Annotated in this window: 17 protein-coding genes; 11 read left to right on the plus strand and 6 right to left on the minus strand. The window is 63.7% G+C overall.

The features are described 5' to 3' along the window. Nucleotides 1–305 precede the first annotated feature (305 nt). From RH857_RS00170 to RH857_RS00195, 6 genes are read right to left on the minus strand one after another with little or no spacing between them, the layout of a single operon-like run. Complete coding sequence (locus RH857_RS00170) at nucleotides 306–1310, minus strand: amidohydrolase family protein (RefSeq protein WP_310535941.1); 1005 nt, start codon at nucleotides 1308–1310, stop codon at nucleotides 306–308. Nucleotides 1311–1324: 14 nt separating this feature from the next. Next, the gene (locus tag RH857_RS00175; RefSeq protein WP_310535943.1) at nucleotides 1325–2431 is read right to left on the minus strand and encodes a zinc-dependent alcohol dehydrogenase; all 1107 of its coding nucleotides are present in this window, start codon (nucleotides 2429–2431) and stop codon (nucleotides 1325–1327) included. A 30-nt stretch (nucleotides 2432–2461) separates the two neighbouring features. Then, on the minus strand, nucleotides 2462–3004 hold the full coding sequence (locus RH857_RS00180) for a UGSC family (seleno)protein (RefSeq protein ID WP_310535945.1): 543 nt from the start codon (nucleotides 3002–3004) through the stop codon (nucleotides 2462–2464). A 10-nt stretch (nucleotides 3005–3014) separates the two neighbouring features. Beyond that, entirely contained in the window at nucleotides 3015–4136 is a 1122-nt protein-coding gene (locus RH857_RS00185; RefSeq protein WP_310535947.1) for an NDMA-dependent alcohol dehydrogenase, read from the minus strand. 20 nt (nucleotides 4137–4156) lie between these two features. Then, nucleotides 4157–5626, minus strand: coding sequence for an aldehyde dehydrogenase family protein (locus RH857_RS00190; protein ID WP_310535949.1), 1470 nt, complete (start codon nucleotides 5624–5626; stop codon nucleotides 4157–4159). A 44-nt stretch (nucleotides 5627–5670) separates the two neighbouring features. Continuing rightward, nucleotides 5671–6834, minus strand: a complete 1164-nt coding sequence (locus tag RH857_RS00195) for an NDMA-dependent alcohol dehydrogenase (protein ID WP_310535951.1) — start codon at nucleotides 6832–6834, stop codon at nucleotides 5671–5673. Between the two features lie 296 nt (nucleotides 6835–7130). Between RH857_RS00195 and RH857_RS00200 the strand changes: the two genes are divergently transcribed. The 11 genes from RH857_RS00200 (at nucleotide 7131) to RH857_RS00250 (ending at nucleotide 18350) form a co-directional block, all read left to right on the plus strand. Then, complete coding sequence (locus RH857_RS00200) at nucleotides 7131–7388, plus strand: hypothetical protein (RefSeq protein ID WP_310535953.1); 258 nt, start codon at nucleotides 7131–7133, stop codon at nucleotides 7386–7388. Between the two features lie 140 nt (nucleotides 7389–7528). Further along, a complete protein-coding gene (locus RH857_RS00205) occupies nucleotides 7529–8581 on the plus strand; it encodes a hypothetical protein (protein ID WP_310535954.1) in 1053 nt (350 codons plus the stop codon). A 32-nt stretch (nucleotides 8582–8613) separates the two neighbouring features. Beyond that, the gene (locus RH857_RS00210; RefSeq protein WP_310535955.1) at nucleotides 8614–9471 is read left to right on the plus strand and encodes an SDR family NAD(P)-dependent oxidoreductase; all 858 of its coding nucleotides are present in this window, start codon (nucleotides 8614–8616) and stop codon (nucleotides 9469–9471) included. 116 nt (nucleotides 9472–9587) lie between these two features. Next, nucleotides 9588–10994 (plus strand): 3-oxoacid CoA-transferase, encoded by a 1407-nt coding sequence (locus RH857_RS00215; protein WP_310535956.1) that lies wholly within the window; start codon nucleotides 9588–9590, stop codon nucleotides 10992–10994. Then, nucleotides 10988–11893: an amidohydrolase family protein gene (locus tag RH857_RS00220; protein WP_310535957.1), complete on the plus strand. Its 906-nt coding sequence runs from the start codon at nucleotides 10988–10990 to the stop codon at nucleotides 11891–11893. Before RH857_RS00215 ends, RH857_RS00220 begins: the two co-directional genes overlap by 7 nt. A 198-nt stretch (nucleotides 11894–12091) precedes the next feature. Beyond that, nucleotides 12092–12907 carry an IclR family transcriptional regulator gene (locus tag RH857_RS00225; protein WP_310535958.1) on the plus strand — a complete coding sequence of 272 codons (816 nt, stop codon included), beginning with the start codon at nucleotides 12092–12094 and terminating at the stop codon, nucleotides 12905–12907. A 253-nt stretch (nucleotides 12908–13160) separates the two neighbouring features. Continuing rightward, nucleotides 13161–14138 carry an ABC transporter permease gene (locus RH857_RS00230; RefSeq protein ID WP_310535960.1) on the plus strand — a complete coding sequence of 326 codons (978 nt, stop codon included), beginning with the start codon at nucleotides 13161–13163 and terminating at the stop codon, nucleotides 14136–14138. Then, nucleotides 14135–15013 (plus strand): ABC transporter permease, encoded by an 879-nt coding sequence (locus tag RH857_RS00235; protein ID WP_310535961.1) that lies wholly within the window; start codon nucleotides 14135–14137, stop codon nucleotides 15011–15013. Before RH857_RS00230 ends, RH857_RS00235 begins: the two co-directional genes overlap by 4 nt. Next, entirely contained in the window at nucleotides 15013–15897 is an 885-nt protein-coding gene (locus RH857_RS00240) for an ABC transporter ATP-binding protein (RefSeq protein WP_310535962.1), read from the plus strand. The genes RH857_RS00235 and RH857_RS00240 overlap by 1 nt, the downstream gene beginning before the upstream one ends. Then, entirely contained in the window at nucleotides 15897–16718 is an 822-nt protein-coding gene (locus tag RH857_RS00245; RefSeq protein ID WP_310535963.1) for an ABC transporter ATP-binding protein, read from the plus strand. Before RH857_RS00240 ends, RH857_RS00245 begins: the two co-directional genes overlap by 1 nt. Before the next feature lie 45 nt (nucleotides 16719–16763). Continuing rightward, on the plus strand, nucleotides 16764–18350 hold the full coding sequence (locus tag RH857_RS00250) for an ABC transporter substrate-binding protein (RefSeq protein ID WP_310535964.1): 1587 nt from the start codon (nucleotides 16764–16766) through the stop codon (nucleotides 18348–18350). Nucleotides 18351–18432: the final 82 nt, after the last annotated feature.

Consider the following 18432-nt stretch of genomic DNA (forward strand, 5'->3'; position numbering starts at 1 on the left):
TGAGGCTCAGGACTCCGATGGCAGCCAGCGCTAAAACTCTCCGAAGTGCTGGCGCGATTCGTGATGAACTGTATTCCCTCATGACAAGTTCCCCTTTGAACTCCTAGGCGCCGGATCACTCTCTCGGCACCATCCGAAGCTTCCCTTCGAATACTCAAAGCCTGACTGATGCATGTGACGGCGATCACATGTCTTCCGCTGGAGGGAATACTCGATACGTCAATCGTCCTAGGCGCGCAGAAGGGGCTTCGGCGCACCGACGGAGACGGTGCGCCGAAGCCCCTTCGGGCCGGCTTTCGGTGCTGTTAGGCGGGCTGGTTCAGGCCCAGCCACCGATAGGCGTTGTGGTGACTGATGTTCTCCCAGTCCTGCTCCGGCAGTTCCATGGACTTCAGCGTCTTGGCCGCCGGGTCCTCACGCAGCATCGCGGGGAAGTCCGAGCCGACCAGCAGACGATCTGCGCCCAGCAGGTCAATGAGATACCGGATAGTACGGCGGTCAAACACCATGGAGTCGTAGTAGAAGCGACGCGCGTACTCCAGCGGTGAGGGTCCGTCGTCGGGCATCACTGCCCGCTCGAGGTTCTTCGGCTCTTCGTTCCAGGAGCCGCCCCAGAAGTAGTTGGCGCGCGGCAGCATCATCGCCAGGCCGCCGGCAGCGTGGCTGAAGGAGATCCGCAGATTCGGGCAGGCTGCAGCGGTGCCGCCCAGAATGAGGGAGGCGGCGGCGAACATGCCTTCGATGCCCACCACATACGTCCCCATGGCTGACATCGGCAGCCGGTCCATCGGGGACGGCATAGCGTGAACGAACAGCGCCAGATCGAGTCGCTCAAGCTCCTTGAAGAATTCCAGGAACTTCTCGTCCCCGATGGAGCTGCCCAGAATATTCGAGGCGATCTCCACGCCCGCGAGCCCCATCTCTTTAATGTGCTTGAGCTCAGCCGTCGCGGCGTCAGGATCCTGCATCGGGACCATGCCCAGCCCGATGAGCCTCTCAGGCGCGTGGCTCGTCAGCTCCACCGTGAATTCGTTGGTGTGGCGCGCCAGCGCCAAACCGTCGGCTGCGGGCAGGTCGTAGCGCAGCAGCGGAGGCATGGGGCTGATGACCTCGACATCGACGCCCGAGGCGTCTTGGGCTTCCAGGCGCTTCTCCGCCTCAAAGAACACGTCCTTGGCCCGGAACTTCATCTGGCCGAAGACCAGCTGTCGGTCAGTGCTCCCGTCAATGGACTCCATGGAGGGAAAGCACGAGGGTGCATCCGCCGGGTAGTCCTTGGGCAGATAGTGCGCGTGTGCATCAACAATCATGGTCTGTCTCCTGCTCAGTTCTTATGGGGGTGAACGGAGACATGGATGGCGTTGCCGTCTCCCGTCTTGCCGGCCAGGGTGTCGATGGCCTCACCGACCTGATCCAGCCCGAAGGTGTGGGTGTGCAGCTTCTCCAGGGGGAAGCGACCGGACTCGATGATCTCGATGGCCTTGCGCTGAGCGGGGGCATCCACGCCGAAGGCGCCCTTGATGGTGATGCCGCGCTGAATGATCGAGTCGGTGACCAGGGGAATCTCACGCCCAGCTTTGAGACCCGCCAGCACGACGGTGCCTCCGTGCTTGACTGAGCGCATGGCATCGGTGACCGGTCCAGCGGCCATGGGCGTCAGCTCAACAGCCACATCTGCCATGTTTCCGTTGGTGATGTCCCCGACGAACTCCACGATATCGACGCCGTTCTCACCGTCCACCGTGACGGCGTGGTCGGCACCGAACTCTTTGGCGATTTCGAGCTTGTGACGGTCCTTTTCCAGACCAGTGATGATGACGTTGGAGGCACCCACCGACTTGGCGGCGATCAGGGCACCGAGGCCTCGCTGGCCGGCGCCAAGGATGACGACGGTGTCTCCCAGCCCCACTCCCCCGAGATCGACAGCCCAGCGCACACCCGCACCCAGCGGGTTGTACATGGCGGCGACCTCCTCGGGGAGGTTTTTGTCGATCTTGTGCATAACTGACGTCGGCGAGAGGTACATGTACTCAGCAAAGCCGCCCCACAGGGTGGGTTCGACGTCGACCGGAGTCACGCCGTGGCCGCCCTTGCGGAAGCGGCAGGCCTGGTAGCGGCCGGTCAGGCAGTCCTTGCACTGCCGGCAGGGAACGATCACCTCGAGGGCTACGCGGTCCCCCACCTCCACACCCCACCGCTCGGCGGCGAGCTCCCCGAGTTCCTCCACAATTCCCATCGGCTCATGGCCCGGGATGAACGCGCCGCGGGCGCTGCCGAGCTCGCCGCTGAAGATCTCCACATCCGAACCGCAGATGCCGTTGGCCTCCACGCGGATGAGTCCGTCGTCGCGCCCAATTGTGGGGCGCGGGTATTCGCGCATCTCGATCTGCCGCGGTCCGGTCTGGACCGCGGCGCGCACCATCTCTGCCATGATCACCTCTTCTTCAGTGTGTGCGGCGCCTTAGGGCGCAGTCAGTGTCTTCACAATGGAGGGCGCCAACTGACGGGCCCGCTCCTTGACCTGCTCCTCGGTCAGCGGCGCGACGGGATGTTCGGTGGTAATCCACTCGTAGTCCTCATCCCCCTGCAGCTTGGCCATCGTGCGCCCGGTGGTGTCGAACGCGTCGGTCAACACCACCGCGGCGGGCAGCCCGCCCTTCTCGAAGTTGATGCCGTCCGCCACGGCAGCTGCGCTGCAGGAGCCGCAGTCCCCGATGCCGGTGACCACCACGTCGGAACTCTCCTTGTAGCGGCTGATGATCTCGTCATCCACCGGCACGGAGAAGTTCTTCTTGGTCTCGATGATGCTGACCTCTTTGGCGCCGTACTCCTGCGTCAGGAGGTTGCCGATCTCCTTCAGGAAGAGCAGCGCGTTGTGCTTGGTGTTGTCGAGCAGGCCGACGCGAAGACCTTCGAGGCTCGGGCGGCGTTCCGCCTGGGCTGCGTGAGTCTCGGTCGGAGCGCCGGAGAGTTGTGTGGGATCGAGAATTCCATTCGGCGACATGCCGCGGCTCCTATTCTTCGTCGTGGATGATGACGCCGCGGATGTTCTTGCCGTCCACGAGGTCCTGATAGGCGTCGTTGACCTGATCGAGGGTGTACCGGCGGGTGATGAGCTCGTCGAGCTTCAGATCACCCTCCATGTACATCCGCAGCAACCGTGGGATGTCGTAGGTGGGGTTGCAGTCGCCGAAGAGGGCGCCGCGGATTTCTCGCTGATAGCCGATGAGGAACCCGCCCGGCAGATGGACGGCTTCGCCGCGACCGACGCCCGTGATCGTCACCTTGCCGCCCTTGCCCGTCATCTGCACCGCGGCGTTGACGATCTCCTCGGTCACGATGTGCGGGGTCAGAATGACATGGTCGGCGAGCTGACCCCAGGTGTGAGCCACCACAAAGTCGTGGGCCTCCTCCGCGGTGGCGAAGGCATGGGTCGCACCGAGGGTCTTGGCGTTCTCACGCTTGAAGTCCACAGGATCCACTACGATGACGTCGCGGGCACCCGCGTAGCGAGCTCCCTGGACCGCGTTGGAGCCCACACCGCCGGCGCCGAAGACGACGACGGTCTGGCCGGCACGCACCCCGGCGGCATAGACGGCCGATCCCCAGCCGGTGGGCACGCCGCAGCCGACGATGGAGGCGATGTCCAGCGGGATGTCATCAAAGAGAGGAACGACCGCATACTCGGAGACGACGGCGTACTCAGAGAATGTGCCCAGGGAGCAGAATCCTCCGTAGTCCTCTCCGTCCTTGTGGAAGCGGAAGGTGCCGTCCAGGAACATGCCGGTGCCCGCATTGAGCCCCTTGACGCACATGTTCTGGTGACCCTCCGAGCAGGGACGACAGGTGCCGCACGCGGGGATGTAGGAGCAGACGACCCGGTCCCCCGGCTTCACGCGGGTGACGTGCTCGCCAACGGACTCCACGATGCCAGCGCCCTCATGGCCGCCCACCACGGGCATACGCACGGGGGCGTCGCCCTCGGTGATGTGGTGATCGGAGTGGCACAGCCCAGAAGCGTAGAACTTGATACGGACTTCGAAGGCCTTCGGCGCATCGAGCTCGAGCTCGGTAATCTGCCAGCCGGTGTGCGCCGCGTGAGTGACAGCGGCGCGAGTGGTGATGGTCTCAGTCATGGTTGGTACGCAGCCTCACTTCAGCGGATGGAAACGGTCTTGACCTGGGTCCACTCCAGGACGGAGTCGGCGCCCATGGTGCGGCCGAAGCCGGAGTTCTTGTAGCCGCCGAAGGGGCCACCGATGACGCCGGCGCCGATGGGGTTATTGACGCCCACCTGACCGGCCTGCAGTCCGCGAGCGAACTTCACGGCACGGCCGGTGTCGCTCGTCCAGACGGAGGAGACCAGGCCGTACTCGGTGTTGTTGGCCACCTGGAGGGCTTCCTCGTCGTCATCAACGACGATGACGGAGAGGACGGGTCCGAAGATCTCCTCCTGGGCAAGACGGCTGTCGGGATCCACCTTGTCGAAGATGGTGGGCTCCACGAAGAAGCCGTCCTTGTACTTCTCACCGCTGGGCTTACCGCCACCGATGATCAGATCGGCGCCTTCCTGCTTCCCGATGTCGATGTACCCCAGAACCCGCTCGTGCTGCTTCTGGTTGACCAGCGGACCCATGTTGACCTGCTCGTACCAGGGACCGATGGTCGTCTTCTGCAGGTGCGAGGCCAGTCGCTCCACCACTTCCTGGTGGACGCTTCGGTGAACCACCACACGCGAGCCGGCCGCGCAGACCTGGCCGGTGTTGATGGTGATCGCGAAGGCCATTCCGGGGATGGCGGCATCGAGGTTGGCGTCGTCGAAGACGACCTGAGGTGACTTACCGCCCAGCTCGAGGTGCAACGGCGTGAGGTTCTTCGCGCAGGCGTCCATGATGGCACGCCCGGTCTGCGGCGAGCCGACGAAGCCCATGCGGCGCACCTTGGGGTGGGCGGGAATGGCCGCACCGGCCTCCACGCCGTAACCGGTCACCACATTGATCACTCCAGCGGGGATCCCCGCCTGCAGCGCAAGCTTGGCCAGCGCCAGTGCCGCCAGAGGGGCATCCTCAGCCGGCTTGATGACGATGGTGTTGCCTGCCGCGATGGCGGCGCCCACCTCCACCGCAAACATAGGGCCGGGCGCGTTCCACGGGATAACTGCGCCGACCACGCCGAAAGGCTCCCGGAGGGTGAAGCCCAGGGTGTCGGGGGTATGGGTCGGCAGCGAGACGCCCTGGACCTTGTCCGCCTGACCAGCGATGAAGCGCAGCTGGCCGGCCATGGGCACCATCCCGCTGGCGGGTCGTCCGACCTCCTGAGACTCCAGCTGGTCCAGCTCCTGGACCTTCTGCTCCACGAGGTCTGCCCATTTGAAGATGAGGTTGGCGCGCGTGGTGGCGCTCAGATCGCGCCATGCCGGGAACGCCTTCTCAGCAGCTTCGACGGCGTTGTCGACGTCGGCGGCACCGGAACGCGGGATGCGGGCGATGACGCTGCGATTGGCGGGGTTGATGACTTCGATGGTCTCGCCGCTGACGGAGGGTCCCCACTCCCCGCCGATGAGCTGGGCGCCGTCGATGAGGAGATCGGGATCAAGGGTCTGGGGTGCTTCTGCGGTGACAGTCATGGTGCATGTCCTTCTTCTACTTAAGTCTTAAAGGATGAGAGTGCTCAGTCGTCGTCGTGGTCGATGAGGACCACACCGCGGATGTTCTTACCGTCGAGCATGTCCTGGTAGCCCTGGTTGACCTCTTCGAGCGTGTAGGTCCGCGTGACCAGCTCGTCGAGCTTGAGCTTGCCTGACTTGTACATGCTCAACAGCCGGGGAACGTCAACCAGCGGGTTGCAGGCGCCGTAGACGTGTCCCTTGATCCGCCGCTGGTAGCCAATGAACAGGCCGGGGTTGGCTTTGATCTTGCCCGGGCCCACCGCGGTGATGGTGACCTGGCCGGTCTTGCCGACGATGTTGAGGGCGTCCGCGATGACCTTGTCGTGAAGCTGCCCCACAGTGATCAGAGCGTGCTCGGCGAGCTCGCCCCATGTCACGTCCCGGACGAACTCGAAGGCCTCTTCTGCCGTGGCGAAGGTGTGGGTCGCCCCGAAGACTTTGGCCATGTCCCGCTTAAACTCCACCGGGTCCACCACGATGACGCGCTCAGCGCCAGCCATTGCTGCGCCCTGGACGGCATTGGAGCCGACGCCGCCGGCGCCGTAGATGACCACGGTCTGGCCCACCTTGACTCCGGCGGCCTTCACGGCGGTGCCCCATCCTGTGGGAACGGCGCAGCCGCACAGGCATGCCACCTCCCACGGGATGTCCTTGGGAATCTTGATAACGGAGGACTCGGAGACCACGGAGTACTGGGTAAAGGTGCCCAGCACACACAGTCCGCCGTAGTCGACTCCGTCCTTGTGGAAGCGGAAGGTGCCGTCTTTGAGAATGCCGATTCCGGCGTTCTTGCCGTCGTCGCACAGGTTCTGGCGCCCGGAGGAGCAGTAGCGGCAGCTGCCGCAGACGGGAATGAAGGAGGCGACGACGTGGTCCCCCACCTCGACTCGGGTGACTCCGGGACCGACGGCCTCGACGACGCCGGCGCCCTCGTGACCACCGACCACGGGCATACGCATCGGTGCGTCACCCTTCTGAATGTGGTCATCCGAGTGGCAGAGCCCTGCGGCGTAGAACTTGATCCTGACCTCGTTGGCCTTCGGGGGATCCAGTTCCAGCTCAGTCAGCTCCCAGGGCGTACCGCCCTCGTAACAAACAACTGCCTTGGTCTTGATTGGTGTCAGCGCCTGTTCAGCAGCTTCCGGCGCGGCAACGGTGGTGCTCATAAGCCCCCTTCAGTCAGCATCTTTGCTTCGGGCACGCTCCGTGGTGGGAGACTCCCTGGTGATTCATAGTGCTCCCCGCAGTCACCGTGACACAGATCACTTCCTCAGGATGGAAGAGAGAAACCCTCGCCGCGAGCCCGAGCGTTGACACAGGTGCATCACCCTTCCAGCACGCGGTAATGCCCCTGCCCCTGGGGATCCGCTGCGGCGAAGATGCAGCACAGCACACCCGACACCGGTGCCGGGTGAAACCCGTCGCCACCGACCACCCCACCATCGAATAAGCGAGGACCGCCATGACCGACCAGACTGCCGCTGACACCAGCACCATCGACGACGCCCTGGCAAAGTTCCGGGACATGATGGCCAAGGACGACTATCACCTGAAGTGGTCCCTGAGCGACGAGAACCGGGTCACGGTGGAGATCGAGGCCGGCCCCGAAGCCTGCGCAGACTGCCTCTCCCCGACCCCCGTGATGGAGGCCATCATGGGCGAGGCACTGTCACAGACCCCCTACACGCTCGACCATGTGGTGCTGCCCAACGACCACTGAGGATGAGCCGCTTCACGCCATTCCATGGCATGGAAGCACCCATGACACTGCTCTTCGGCTCCCTGAATAGTGATATGCGACACACAGGCTAGGCGAGATCGGGCACCAGTCCTCTCGCCCAACGGTTGAAAGGGAGCCTCGTGAACGCACAGCAGGCCACAGAGCTCGATCCCCAGAACGCCCATCGAGTCTCCGAGTATCTCTACGAGCATGGCTGGTCAGACGGCCTTCCAGTGCTTCCCGCCACGCAGGAGCACGTGGACGAGTTTCTTGCGCAGACATCCCGGGATCCCGAGGAGGTCATCGCCAAGCTTCCGCAGCTGGGGCGCACGGCCACCGTGCGGGACGTAGCCGTCCACGCCGTGATGGCCGGGTGCCGCCCGGAGTACTTCCCCGTGGTCCTGGCAACATGGGATGCGCTCACGAACGAGCGAGCAGCCCTGGGAGGTGGTTGGCAGTCCACGTCAGGTCCCGCCCCGTGGGTGATCGTCAACGGGCCAGTGCGCGAGCAACTGGGCATCAACAGCACCGGCGGCGTCTACGGCCCCGGCTTCCGCCCGAACATGACCATCCCCCGGGTGATCGGGCTGACCGTTCGCAACAGCTTCGGGGTGCTGCCCCATGAGCTCGAGCAGGCCACGCAGGGTGTGCCCGGACGTTGGAGTCAGCTCATCGGCGAGGATGAGGAGCACAGCCCCTGGGAGCCGCTCTCCGTGGAACTCGGCGCTGCCCCCGGGGAAAGTCGCGTGAGCACCATGCTGGTGCGGACGTGCGAGTTCCTTGACAACAGGCACTTCCACGATCCGGTCGAGGTGCTGCGCGACTTCGCCGACACCATCTCCCGCTCCGGCCCCTGGATCTTCAAGCACTCCGCAGTGGGCATTGTGATGAACCCCGACCATGCCCGCGTCCTCTCGGAGGCGGGCTACTCCAAACAGGACGTCCGCGAGTGGCTGGTGGAGCACTGCGGCAAGACTGAGGGTCACCTGAAGTCCGTGGGCAAGGGACTGGGCGCCAAGCTTCCCGACGGCCCCTTCGACGACGAGCACTTCCACCGCGTCTTTGCCGAGAACAGCCCCAAGGCCCTGCCCATCGTGGTGGCAGGCTCCCCCAACGCTGCGATCTCCATGGTGGTTCGGGTGTTCTCCGACTGGGCCGGCGAGTCCTTCCCGGTCGAGACTCCCGGCGCCTAAAGTCCCCGTCTGATCCATACAAGGAGATACCTATGTCCGAACACGATTTCCCCGCTCCCCTCACCGACCCCCTGGCCACCGCTGACGATCAGTGGCTGGCCGGCAAGACCGCCGTCGTCGCCGGCGGCGGACTCTCCGGCCCCCTGGGCAACGTCGGATTCGCCATGGCGTGGCTTTACCACAAGGCAGGCGCCAAGGTAGCCGTCCTGGACCGCGACACCACCGCTGGTGATCGCACCGTAGCCGCTATCGAAGGGGACGGCGGCTCGGCCAAGACCTTCGAGGTTGATGTCCTCAGCGGAGAATCAACTACAGCTGCTGTCCAAGCTGCAGCGGATCACTTTGGAAGCATCGATGTCGTGGCTACCTCTATCGGTGGCGGTGGGGCCACCAGCGTCTTCGGCCTCTCCGAGGAGGACTGGGACCGGGCCTTCGACCTGAACCTGAAGTCGGCTTGGCGCCTGATGGTGGCCGCAGAGCCCCATATGCAGCGCGGAGGAGCCATCGTCACCGTCTCGTCCGGGGCGGCCGAGGGGCGCGGTCCGGCGATGCCCTACAGTTTGGCCAAGGCTGGCGTAGAGAAGCTCACGACAGGTGCCGCAGCCACCTTGGCACCCAAGGGAATCCGCGTCAACTGCATCCGGGTCGGCATGATCTGGGGCGCCTTCGCCGCCCGCGGCATGAACGAAGAGATGCGCGAGATCCGGCGTAAGAACGTGGCCCTGCAGACGGAGGGCAATCCCTGGGACATCGCCTCCGCAGCCTTCTTCCTCTCCACCGACCAGGCCCGGTGGATCTCGGGCCAGGTGCTCTCCGTGGACGGCGGCGGCTTCGCCATCCGCAACACCGGCGCCGCAGGAGACGACACCGTGAAGAAGAACTCGGCGTAACGACGTCGTTCCTTTTCCACTCAGTGGCACAGTCCCACTGAACGCCGACGGTGCCGCGCTACGGTACAAGAGATATCGGCTACCTGTAACTCACTCCCTGACATTGGAGGCCCCTGATGGAAGACAAGGTTGTCTCATCCGCCGCCGAAGCGGTGTCCGACATTCCCGACGGCGCCTCGGTGGCGGTCGCCGGCTTCGGCATTTCCCACCGATTCCCGTCCACTCTGCTCGAAGCACTGCGAGATCAGGGCGCCAAGAACCTGACGGTCTACTGCAACGGCCTGGGCTCCCAAGGCGCCCCTACCGCCCAGCTGCTGGCCGAGAACGAGCAGATCTCTAAGCTGGTCGCCAGCTTCTCCTCCCGACCCGGACCCCCGACCCTGGCTGAAGAGCAGATTCTGGCCGGAAAGCTCGAGTTTGAAGTGGTGCCTCAGGGCATCCTTGTGGAGCGCATGCGCGCCGGCGGGGCCGGGATCCCGGCCTTCTACACCGAGGTGGGTGCCGGGACCAAGGTCGCTGAGGGCAAGGACGTCCGCTACTTCGACGGACGTCCGCACATTATGGAGCGGGGCATCACCACCGACTACGCGATCCTTCGGGGTTACCGTGCCGACAGGTATGGCAACATCCAGTTCCGGGGCGGGAGCCGCAACTTCAACGACAGCTTCGCCAAGGCTGCCCGGGTCGCCATCATCGAGGTGGAGGAGATTCTCGAGGTCGGGGAGCTGAAGCCGGAGGAGATCCACCTGCCCGGGGTGTTCATCTCCCGCGTCGTAAAGACCACCACCAAGGTTGACGTGAAGACCCTGCCCCAGCGCACTGCCCGGCCCGCCGACTCTCGCAGGGAGTACAACGGCAAGCCTGCCCTCTCGCGTGCCGAGATCGGCCGCCGAGCCGCAGCGCTGCTGGAGAACGGCGCCGTGATCAACCTCGGGGCCGGACTGCCCAACCAGGTGGTGAACTATCTGGATGGTCGCGATGTGGTACTCCATGCGGAGAACGGCATGCTGGGATACGGCGGCTTCGTCGACACGGACCGCGCCGACCCCGACTTCCACGACGCCGGCGGCAATTTCATTGACGTGCTGCCAGGGGTGAGCTTCTTCGATTCGGTGACCTCCTTTGAGATCGCCCGCGGCAAGCGCCTGGACGCGGTCATCCTTGGCGCCTACCAGGTGGGCAGCAACGGCGACCTGGCCAACTGGGCCCACCCGGGGCGCCCCGGAGGCGGAATCGGCGGCGCGATGGACCTCGCTGTCGGCGCCCGCTCCGTGATCGTGACGATGGAGCACGTCGACTCCAAAGGTCGCCCCAAATTGGTGCAGGAGTGCCACTACCCCATCACGGCAGCCGAGTGCACCAGCGTCGTCGTCACCGACCTTGCCCTGCTGCGACACAATGAGCAGGGACGATTCACTCTCGAGGAGGTCGCCGAAGGCTTCACCGTGGATGAAGTTCTGGAACTGACAGGCATGACAGTGGATGTCGCAGACAACGTCGGCGTGATGCAGGAGGCATGGTGAACACACAACCCACACAGATTGAACTCGGAGACGACATCGTCGCGATCGATGTGCACACGCACGTCCTGGCCTCGGTCAACGATCCGCAGGACTCTGAGGAGCACGCCCAGCACAACGAGGCGATGCAGAAGTACTTCGGACGTGACTTCAAGAACCCGACGGTGCACGATCTTGCCGCGATCTACCGCGAGCAGAAGATGATGTGCGTGGTCTTCTCCGTGGATTCCAGCTGGGCCACAGGTGAGCCGAACGCGGTGAGCAACGACGAGGTGCTTGAACTCGCTGCCCAGTACCCGAAGACGATCATCCCGTTCTCCGGGGTGGACCCCCACGGCGGCATGCGTACCGCCAAGGAGATCCGTCGCCTGGCAGCCAGGGGCACTCGGGGATTCAAGTTCCACCCAAGCTCGCAGGCCTTCTATCCCAACGACCGCAGCGTCTACCCCATCCTGGAGGCTATTGAGGAAACCGGCACCGTGGCCCTGTTTCACAGCGGCCACACCGGAGCCGGGGCCGGACGACGCGGTGGCGGAGGGATTCGCCTGAAGTTCTCGAATCCCATGCACATCGATGATGTCGCTGTGGACTTTCCGGACCTGAAGATCATCCTGGCCCATCCATCATTCCCGTGGCAGGACGAGGCTCTTTCGGTGGCCCTGCACAAGCCGCATGTCCACATCGACCTCTCGGGATGGTCACCCAAGTACTTCCCGCCCAGCCTTGTGCAGTACGCGCGGACCCTGCTGAAGCACAAGATGCTCTTTGGCACGGACTTTCCCCTGCTGACGCCCGAGCGCTGGATGAAGGACTTCGACACGCTGGGATATGACGACGACGTCAAGCGCCTCATCTACCGCGAGAACGCCGCTCGGCTGCTGGGACTCACCAGCGGCGAGTAGTCCCCCCAGCTCGGCCGCCGGCCCGCTCGGGACGGCGGCCGAGCTGGGTCTCGGGGCGATTTCTGGAGAGCCGGTCGCTACCGCAGGCCGGATTCCGTACCCAATGAATGGCATGAGTTTCAGGACTTCTTGTGATTTACGACACTGCGTGCCATAGTGATCTACATCACGTACGCACAGAATTGCCGGGGTTGCACCATGGAATCTACGCACGAACTCACCGCACCTAAACGTACTGCCGCCGGCCGAGTGCTGGCCCTGCTGGACGCCTTCACTCAGGGCGGCAGCCCATTGACCCTCTCGGAGATCAGCCGGCAGGCCGGCTTATCACTGACCACCACCCACCGACTCGTCAAAGAGGTCCTGCAATGGGGCGGCCTCGAGCTAGACGAGTCCGGGCGATACCGACTCAGCTGCAAGATCCTGGGCCTTGCCTCCACTTCGCGGGCCATGGTACTGAGAGAGCGAGCCCTGCCTCACCTCATGGAACTGCACAGTCGCACCGGCATGAGCGTCCACCTCGCCGTCCGGGACCGGGATGAGGTCATGTACATCGAAGCTTTGAGAGCCCACCCGAACTACACGGGGCGCAGCCGCATCGGCGGCCATTTCCGTTTGCACGTCACGGCAACCGGCCTGGTGCTGCTGGCACATGAGCGCGAGGAGTTCATCGAGGAGTACCTCAACCAACCCCTGAAGCGCTATACGGAGCACACCATCGCCGACGCCGACGAGCTTCGCACCACCCTCCATGACGTGAGGCAGCAGGGGTACGCAGTGGCTCACCAGTTCGTCTCCCCCACTGCTGGCGCCGTTGGCGCACCCATCGTGGGACTTGACGGGGAGGTCACCTCCTCCCTGGGACTGACTTATCACGTCAACCAGGTCAACCCTTCGGCCTTGGTGGACCTGGTGCGAGTGACCGCCACCCGGATCTCACGTGCCCTGCGGGAGAAGCAGCAGCTTGATCCGCGCACGGTGGACTTCAACCGCCGTCACGCAGGAATGCTCTAACTCCTGTCGACACACCGGTAGCCGCCCCTCACACCACGAGGGGCGGCTACCGGTGTGTAATGCGCCAGGATTTCCCTCTGACCTGGGCTTTTCCGTCGGTCAGAAGGATTTTAATAGTTCGTGAATGCACACTTCCATGACATGGAAGCACCATTGTTCGACCGCCCCGAAGTGACCAGGATCACTTTAAGGAAGCCTGATATGAAACAGGCACTCACTACATCCTGACCGCAATCACCAACAGAGGCGGGTTATGAAAGCAGTCCTGATCCACTACGCCAAACTGCTGGGATCGTCCTTCCTGCTACTCCTGGTGGTCATCACCATCCTGTTCATCCTCCTGGAAGCAGCTCCCGGCGATCCGGTGCAGTCACTGGTCGGCGACGCTCCAGTCTCCGATCAGTTCCGAGAGCAGCTGGTGGCCGCCTACGGGCTGGACCGTTCAGTTTTCGAGCGCTACTTCATCTATATGGGCAGCGTCCTGACTGGCGACCTCGGCACGTCGTTCACCACTCAGACCCCCGTGCTGGACCGCATCCTGGGCCGGCTGGGCAACACCCTCGCACTGGCTATTCCTGCCACGGTGATCTCTACCATCGGCGGCATCATTCTCGGTGTCATGGCCGCTCGCACCCGTAACCCGTGGGTGGACACCGGGATCTCCGGCGGCGCCGTAGGAATGTTCTCCGTGCCGAACTTCTGGCTGGGTCTGATGCTCATCTCGATCTTCTCCGTGCAGCTGAACTGGCTTCCCGCTCAAGGCACCGCGAGCTACGGCCAGTCGGGCATCGCCCTGGAGCACATGATTCTTCCGCTGATCACTCTGCTCACCAGCCAGTTCGCCTACAACATCCGCGTTATGCGCTCCTCCATGATCGAGTCCCTCGGTCAGGACTACGTCGACACGGCCCGCTCCAAAGGCCTCTCCTACCGCCAGATCGTCTGGCGCCATGCCATGCCCAACGCCATGCTGCCGATGATCACCATCACCGGCTACGGCATCGGCCTCATTCTGGCGGGCTCGGTCCTTGTCGAGCGCGTCTTCGGCTGGCCCGGCATGGGTCTTCTGCTGGTGGAGTCGATCAACAACAACGACACCCTGGTGGTGCTGGGCGTAGCGATCGTCATCACCGTCTGCATCCTCATCGCCAACATTCTCACTGACATCGTCTACGGACTCGTGGATCCGCGTCTGCGGGCACGATTCCGCCCCAAGAGGAGCGAAGCATGAGCCAGATCGCAGTTCCTGACATCACCCAGGCCGGGGGAACCCGACCTAAGCAGAAGACGTGGAAGGTCTACCTGCACAAGCCGGTCGTCATCATCTTTCTGACGCTGCTGGCCATCATGGTTGTCGTCTCTTTCGTAGGCCCCAGCTTTGTCGGCAGCCCGTTCAGCACCGCCCACACTCCCTTGCAGGCGCCGGGCGGACAGACCCCGCTCGGCACCGACCACCTGGGACGCGACTATCTGGCCAGGGTGGTCTACGGCGGGCGCACCTCCCTCCTCGTCGGCTTCAGCGTGGCACTGCTGTGTATGACCGCCGGGGTTCTGGTGGGCGGCCTTGCCGGCTTCTACGGGGGCATTGTCGACACGCTGCTGGTCAAGGTTGCCGAGTTCTTCCAGGTGATTCCGGGCCTTTTGCTTGCTCTGGTGGCAGCAGCGCTGCTGGGGTCCAACGTGAGCATCATCATCGGCATCCTCGCCGTGACCATGTGGCCGATCGTGGCTCGCATCGCCCGCGCTGAAGCCATGCGCATCGCGGAGCTGGGCTACGTGGAATCCGCTCGGGCCGCCGGATTCTCTCGCTTCAGAATCTTCTGGTCCGATGTGATCCCCAACGCCATGCCCCCTGTACTGGTGGCCACCACCATGACGGTGGGCCTGGCCATCCTGCTGGAATCGGGACTGGCCTTCCTCGGAATCGGCGACGCCAACCGCCCCAGCTGGGGCGCACTGCTCAACCTGGCCCAGCCCTACATCACGTCTGCGTGGTGGCTGGCTGTTATCCCGGGACTGTGCATCTTCATCGTTGTCCTCGCCGTCAACATGCTGGGAGACGCCCTCAATGACGTCCTGAACCCGAACATCGGGAAGGTGAAGTAATGACCGCTTCAACACACACAGAACCACTGGTCAAGGTCACCGACCTAGCCGTGAATCTGCCGACGGGACGGCGCTCGAGTGTTGACGCCGTAACTCAGGTCAGCCTCGAGATTCACCCCGGCGAGAAGGTCGGCATCATCGGAGAATCCGGTTCCGGAAAGTCCGTCACGGGTCGGGCGGTGGCGGGACTACTGCCGACGTCGCCGCGGGTCAAAATCCAAGGCTCAATCCTCGTCGACGGTGAAGAGATGGTGGGGGCGCCAGCAGAAGCGTGGCGTCAGGTGCGCACCCACAAGGTCGGCATGATCTTCCAGGACCCACTGACCTACCTGAACCCCGTGATGCGCGTGGGACGGCAGGTGGAAGAGTCCATCGCTCCTCGCCGCTGGAAGAACCGGGACCCTCAGGTGCGCACTCAGGCACTTGAGTTCCTGGAGCTCGCCGGCTTTCCCGATCCCCCGTCCGTCGCCAGACGGTATCCGCATGAACTCTCGGGAGGAATGCGTCAGCGCGTCCTCATCGCCATCGCCATCGCCAAGTGCCCCCGGCTGCTCATCGCCGATGAGCCCACCACTGCCTTGGATGCCACAGTGCAGAAGCGGGTGCTCGAGACGCTGCACAATACTGTCGAGGAAACGGGCACGAGCCTGATTCTGATCAGCCACGACATCGGCGTCGTCGCGAGCATGACCGAGCGCATCTACGTCATGTACCGAGGACGAGTCGTGGAGTCAGGCACCACCCACCAGATTCTCACCGCTCCCGAGCACCCCTATACCCAGGCCCTGCTGCGCAGCGTCCGGAGCCTCTCGGAGCCGGACGTGGAGTTGTATTCGATCCCGCTGGAACTGCGTCGCCAGCTCGCGATGGAGGAGGCCGTCTGATGCTTCTGGAAGCCAAGAACGTCTCGAAGACCTTTCGCAGCAGCGGTCGCGGAAGCTCCTCCGTACACGCGGTCAAGGAGGTCAGCCTCACTGCACAGCGAGGCGAGTTTGTCGCCATCGTCGGAGAATCCGGTTCGGGCAAGTCGACCCTCGCGAGAATGCTGCTGGACCTCCACCCGGCGTCGTCGGGCTCCATCGAGCTCAACGGCGTGGACGTGCGATCCATGAACAAGGCGCAGCGCCAGGACTTCCGCCGCACTGTGCAGGCTGTTCTTCAGGACCCCTCGGGATCCTTGAACCCGCGCAAGTCCATCGCTCAGTCGATCGGTGAGGTCATCCGGCTGCACAAGATCGCCGACTCCCGCCGCGACATCAGGACCAAGACCCTCGAGGCACTGGAACTTGTGGGCCTGGACCCGGCGGAGCACTACATCGACCGCTTCCCGCACGAACTCTCGGGCGGCCAGCGTCAGCGCGTTCTGATTGCACGCGCTGTCGCGCTGAACCCACAGATCATCATTGCTGACGAGGCGGTTTCCGCATTGGATGCCTCCGTCAAAGCAGGAGTGCTGCGCGTGATGGCGGACCTGCAGGAACGCCTCAACGTCGGCTACGTCTTCATCACCCATGACCTGCCTGTCGTGAAGAAGGTCGCCGACTACGTACACGTGATGTATCAGGGTGAAGTGGTGGAGCACGGGCCCGCCCGAGAGATCTTCGAGAACCCGCAGCACGAGTACACCGCCACGCTGCTTGATGCCGCCCCCACCTTGGATTCTCTGACTGAATCCTCCCCGGCCGCGGATTCATCCGCCGTCTGAACACTCGCCCCGGCGATACCGGGAAGAACCGCTGAAAGGTACCTGATGAACAAGAAGAAAACGACGCTGAAGAGCCGCCTGCTGCGCGGTGCCGCCGTCGTGGGAGCCGCCTCACTCGCGTTGACCTCCTGCGGGGGCAACGCCCAGGGCGATGACGAAGCAGTCTTCGTGCAGGCCGTGGGCGCACTCCCGCACCTGAATCCCCAGTTCTTCGTCTCCCCCGCAGTCCGCGTCGTGGGCGGCTCCATGATGGAGCCGCTGGTCAAGATCACTAATGAGGCAGAGATCATTCCGTGGCTGGCTCAGGACTGGGAGCTCAGCGACGACGGCTTGGAAATGACCCTGCATCTGCAGGAGGACGTCCAGTGGCACGACGGTGAGCCCTTCACCTCTGAGGACGTGAAGTTCAACCTCGAAGAGGTCATCGAGTTTCAATACATCGCCGGCAAGGCCGCGGCGTCGATTGACTCCGTCGAAGCACCCGACGAGCACACCGTCGTCGTCCATTTCAACGAGCCCTACGGCCCCTTCCTGCAGGTGCTCGCCCTGCAGTTCATGGTGCCGAAGCACATCTACGAGGGCACCGACTTCCTCACCAACGAAGCCAACCGAGCCCCCGTAGGCACCGGCCCGCTGGTCTTCGATAGCTTCGTGGAAGAGGAGCACGTGGAGGTGGTGAAGAACGAGAACTACTGGGCCGGCGAGGTCAGCATCGACCGTATGATCTTCCCCGTCTTCACCGACTCGAATGCGAGGGACCTGGCACTGCTCTCCGGCGAACTGGACCGCAGCGATGTGGATTCCTCTCAGATCGGCGAAGTCGAAGCGAACCCCGACCTGGAGTACAACTCCAACGGCACCATGCCCTGGCACGTGTTCTTCAACATGAACGCCCAGGTGGAGGAGCTCTCCGACCCCAAGGTCCGGCAATTGGTCTACTCGGCCATCGACCGTGAACGCATCCACGAGGCGGCAGTGCCGAACAACTCAGACCTGGCCGAGAGCATCTACCCCGACGCGGTGGACTGGGCCCACAGCCCCAACGTCAACTACCTCGAGGACTTCCCCTACGACGTCGACGCAATCAACGAGGGGCTCGACGAGGCCGGCTATCCCGTCCAGAGCAACGGCTGCCGCTTCGACCTGGAACTCACCTACATGGCGCCCCTTGCGGATGCGCGCAGCATTTCGGAGGTTATCCAGGCGTCTATGGACGAGGTGGGCATCTGCGTGGACCTCAACGGCATCGATGACCGTGTGTACATGGAACAGGTCTATGAGGAGGGCAACTTCGAGATCACAGTCCTCATCGGCACAACGGAGACCGATCCCAGCCTTGGCATCACCATCTGGCATGAGTGCAACGAGGAGAAGGTGATGTCCCGCAACCCCTCAGGCATCTGCGACGAAGAAATTGATGCACTAGCCGAACAGGCCATCCGCACCGTGGGTGAGGAGGCCCGCGGTCAGGCGTTGCAGCAGCTGGAGGAACGTGCCGCAGAAGTCATGATCTCCGGACCCATCGTCCACCTCTGGGGACTCTCCGCCTACAACGATTCCAAGTGGGAAGGCCTGGACCTTCCTGATAAGGCTGTGCCGATCCACTGGCACACTATCCGACGCGCAGAGTAACCACCTGCCACCGCCTCCGAACGGAGGTACGACGGCCCGGGCATCCTTCGATGTCCGGGCCGTCCCCTGTTCCGGGTACTTC

Source organism: Nesterenkonia flava, assembly GCF_031432335.1.
GTDB classification, from domain to species: Bacteria; Actinomycetota; Actinomycetes; order Actinomycetales; family Micrococcaceae; genus Nesterenkonia; species Nesterenkonia flava.

Coding starts and splice junctions, on each gene's coding strand:
- RH857_RS00170 (WP_310535941.1), bottom strand. CDS start 1,310: ATGATTGTTGATGCACACGCGCACTATCTGCCCAAGGACTACCCGGCG.
- RH857_RS00175 (WP_310535943.1), bottom strand. CDS start 2,431: ATGGCAGAGATGGTGCGCGCCGCGGTCCAGACCGGACCGCGGCAGATC.
- RH857_RS00180 (WP_310535945.1), bottom strand. CDS start 3,004: ATGTCGCCGAATGGAATTCTCGATCCCACACAACTCTCCGGCGCTCCG.
- RH857_RS00185 (WP_310535947.1), bottom strand. CDS start 4,136: ATGACTGAGACCATCACCACTCGCGCCGCTGTCACTCACGCGGCGCAC.
- RH857_RS00190 (WP_310535949.1), bottom strand. CDS start 5,626: ATGACTGTCACCGCAGAAGCACCCCAGACCCTTGATCCCGATCTCCTC.
- RH857_RS00195 (WP_310535951.1), bottom strand. CDS start 6,834: ATGAGCACCACCGTTGCCGCGCCGGAAGCTGCTGAACAGGCGCTGACA.
- RH857_RS00200 (WP_310535953.1), top strand. CDS start 7,131: ATGACCGACCAGACTGCCGCTGACACCAGCACCATCGACGACGCCCTG.
- RH857_RS00210 (WP_310535955.1), top strand. CDS start 8,614: ATGTCCGAACACGATTTCCCCGCTCCCCTCACCGACCCCCTGGCCACC.
- RH857_RS00215 (WP_310535956.1), top strand. CDS start 9,588: ATGGAAGACAAGGTTGTCTCATCCGCCGCCGAAGCGGTGTCCGACATT.
- RH857_RS00220 (WP_310535957.1), top strand. CDS start 10,988: ATGGTGAACACACAACCCACACAGATTGAACTCGGAGACGACATCGTC.
- RH857_RS00225 (WP_310535958.1), top strand. CDS start 12,092: ATGGAATCTACGCACGAACTCACCGCACCTAAACGTACTGCCGCCGGC.
- RH857_RS00230 (WP_310535960.1), top strand. CDS start 13,161: ATGAAAGCAGTCCTGATCCACTACGCCAAACTGCTGGGATCGTCCTTC.
- RH857_RS00235 (WP_310535961.1), top strand. CDS start 14,135: ATGAGCCAGATCGCAGTTCCTGACATCACCCAGGCCGGGGGAACCCGA.
- RH857_RS00240 (WP_310535962.1), top strand. CDS start 15,013: ATGACCGCTTCAACACACACAGAACCACTGGTCAAGGTCACCGACCTA.
- RH857_RS00245 (WP_310535963.1), top strand. CDS start 15,897: ATGCTTCTGGAAGCCAAGAACGTCTCGAAGACCTTTCGCAGCAGCGGT.
- RH857_RS00250 (WP_310535964.1), top strand. CDS start 16,764: ATGAACAAGAAGAAAACGACGCTGAAGAGCCGCCTGCTGCGCGGTGCC.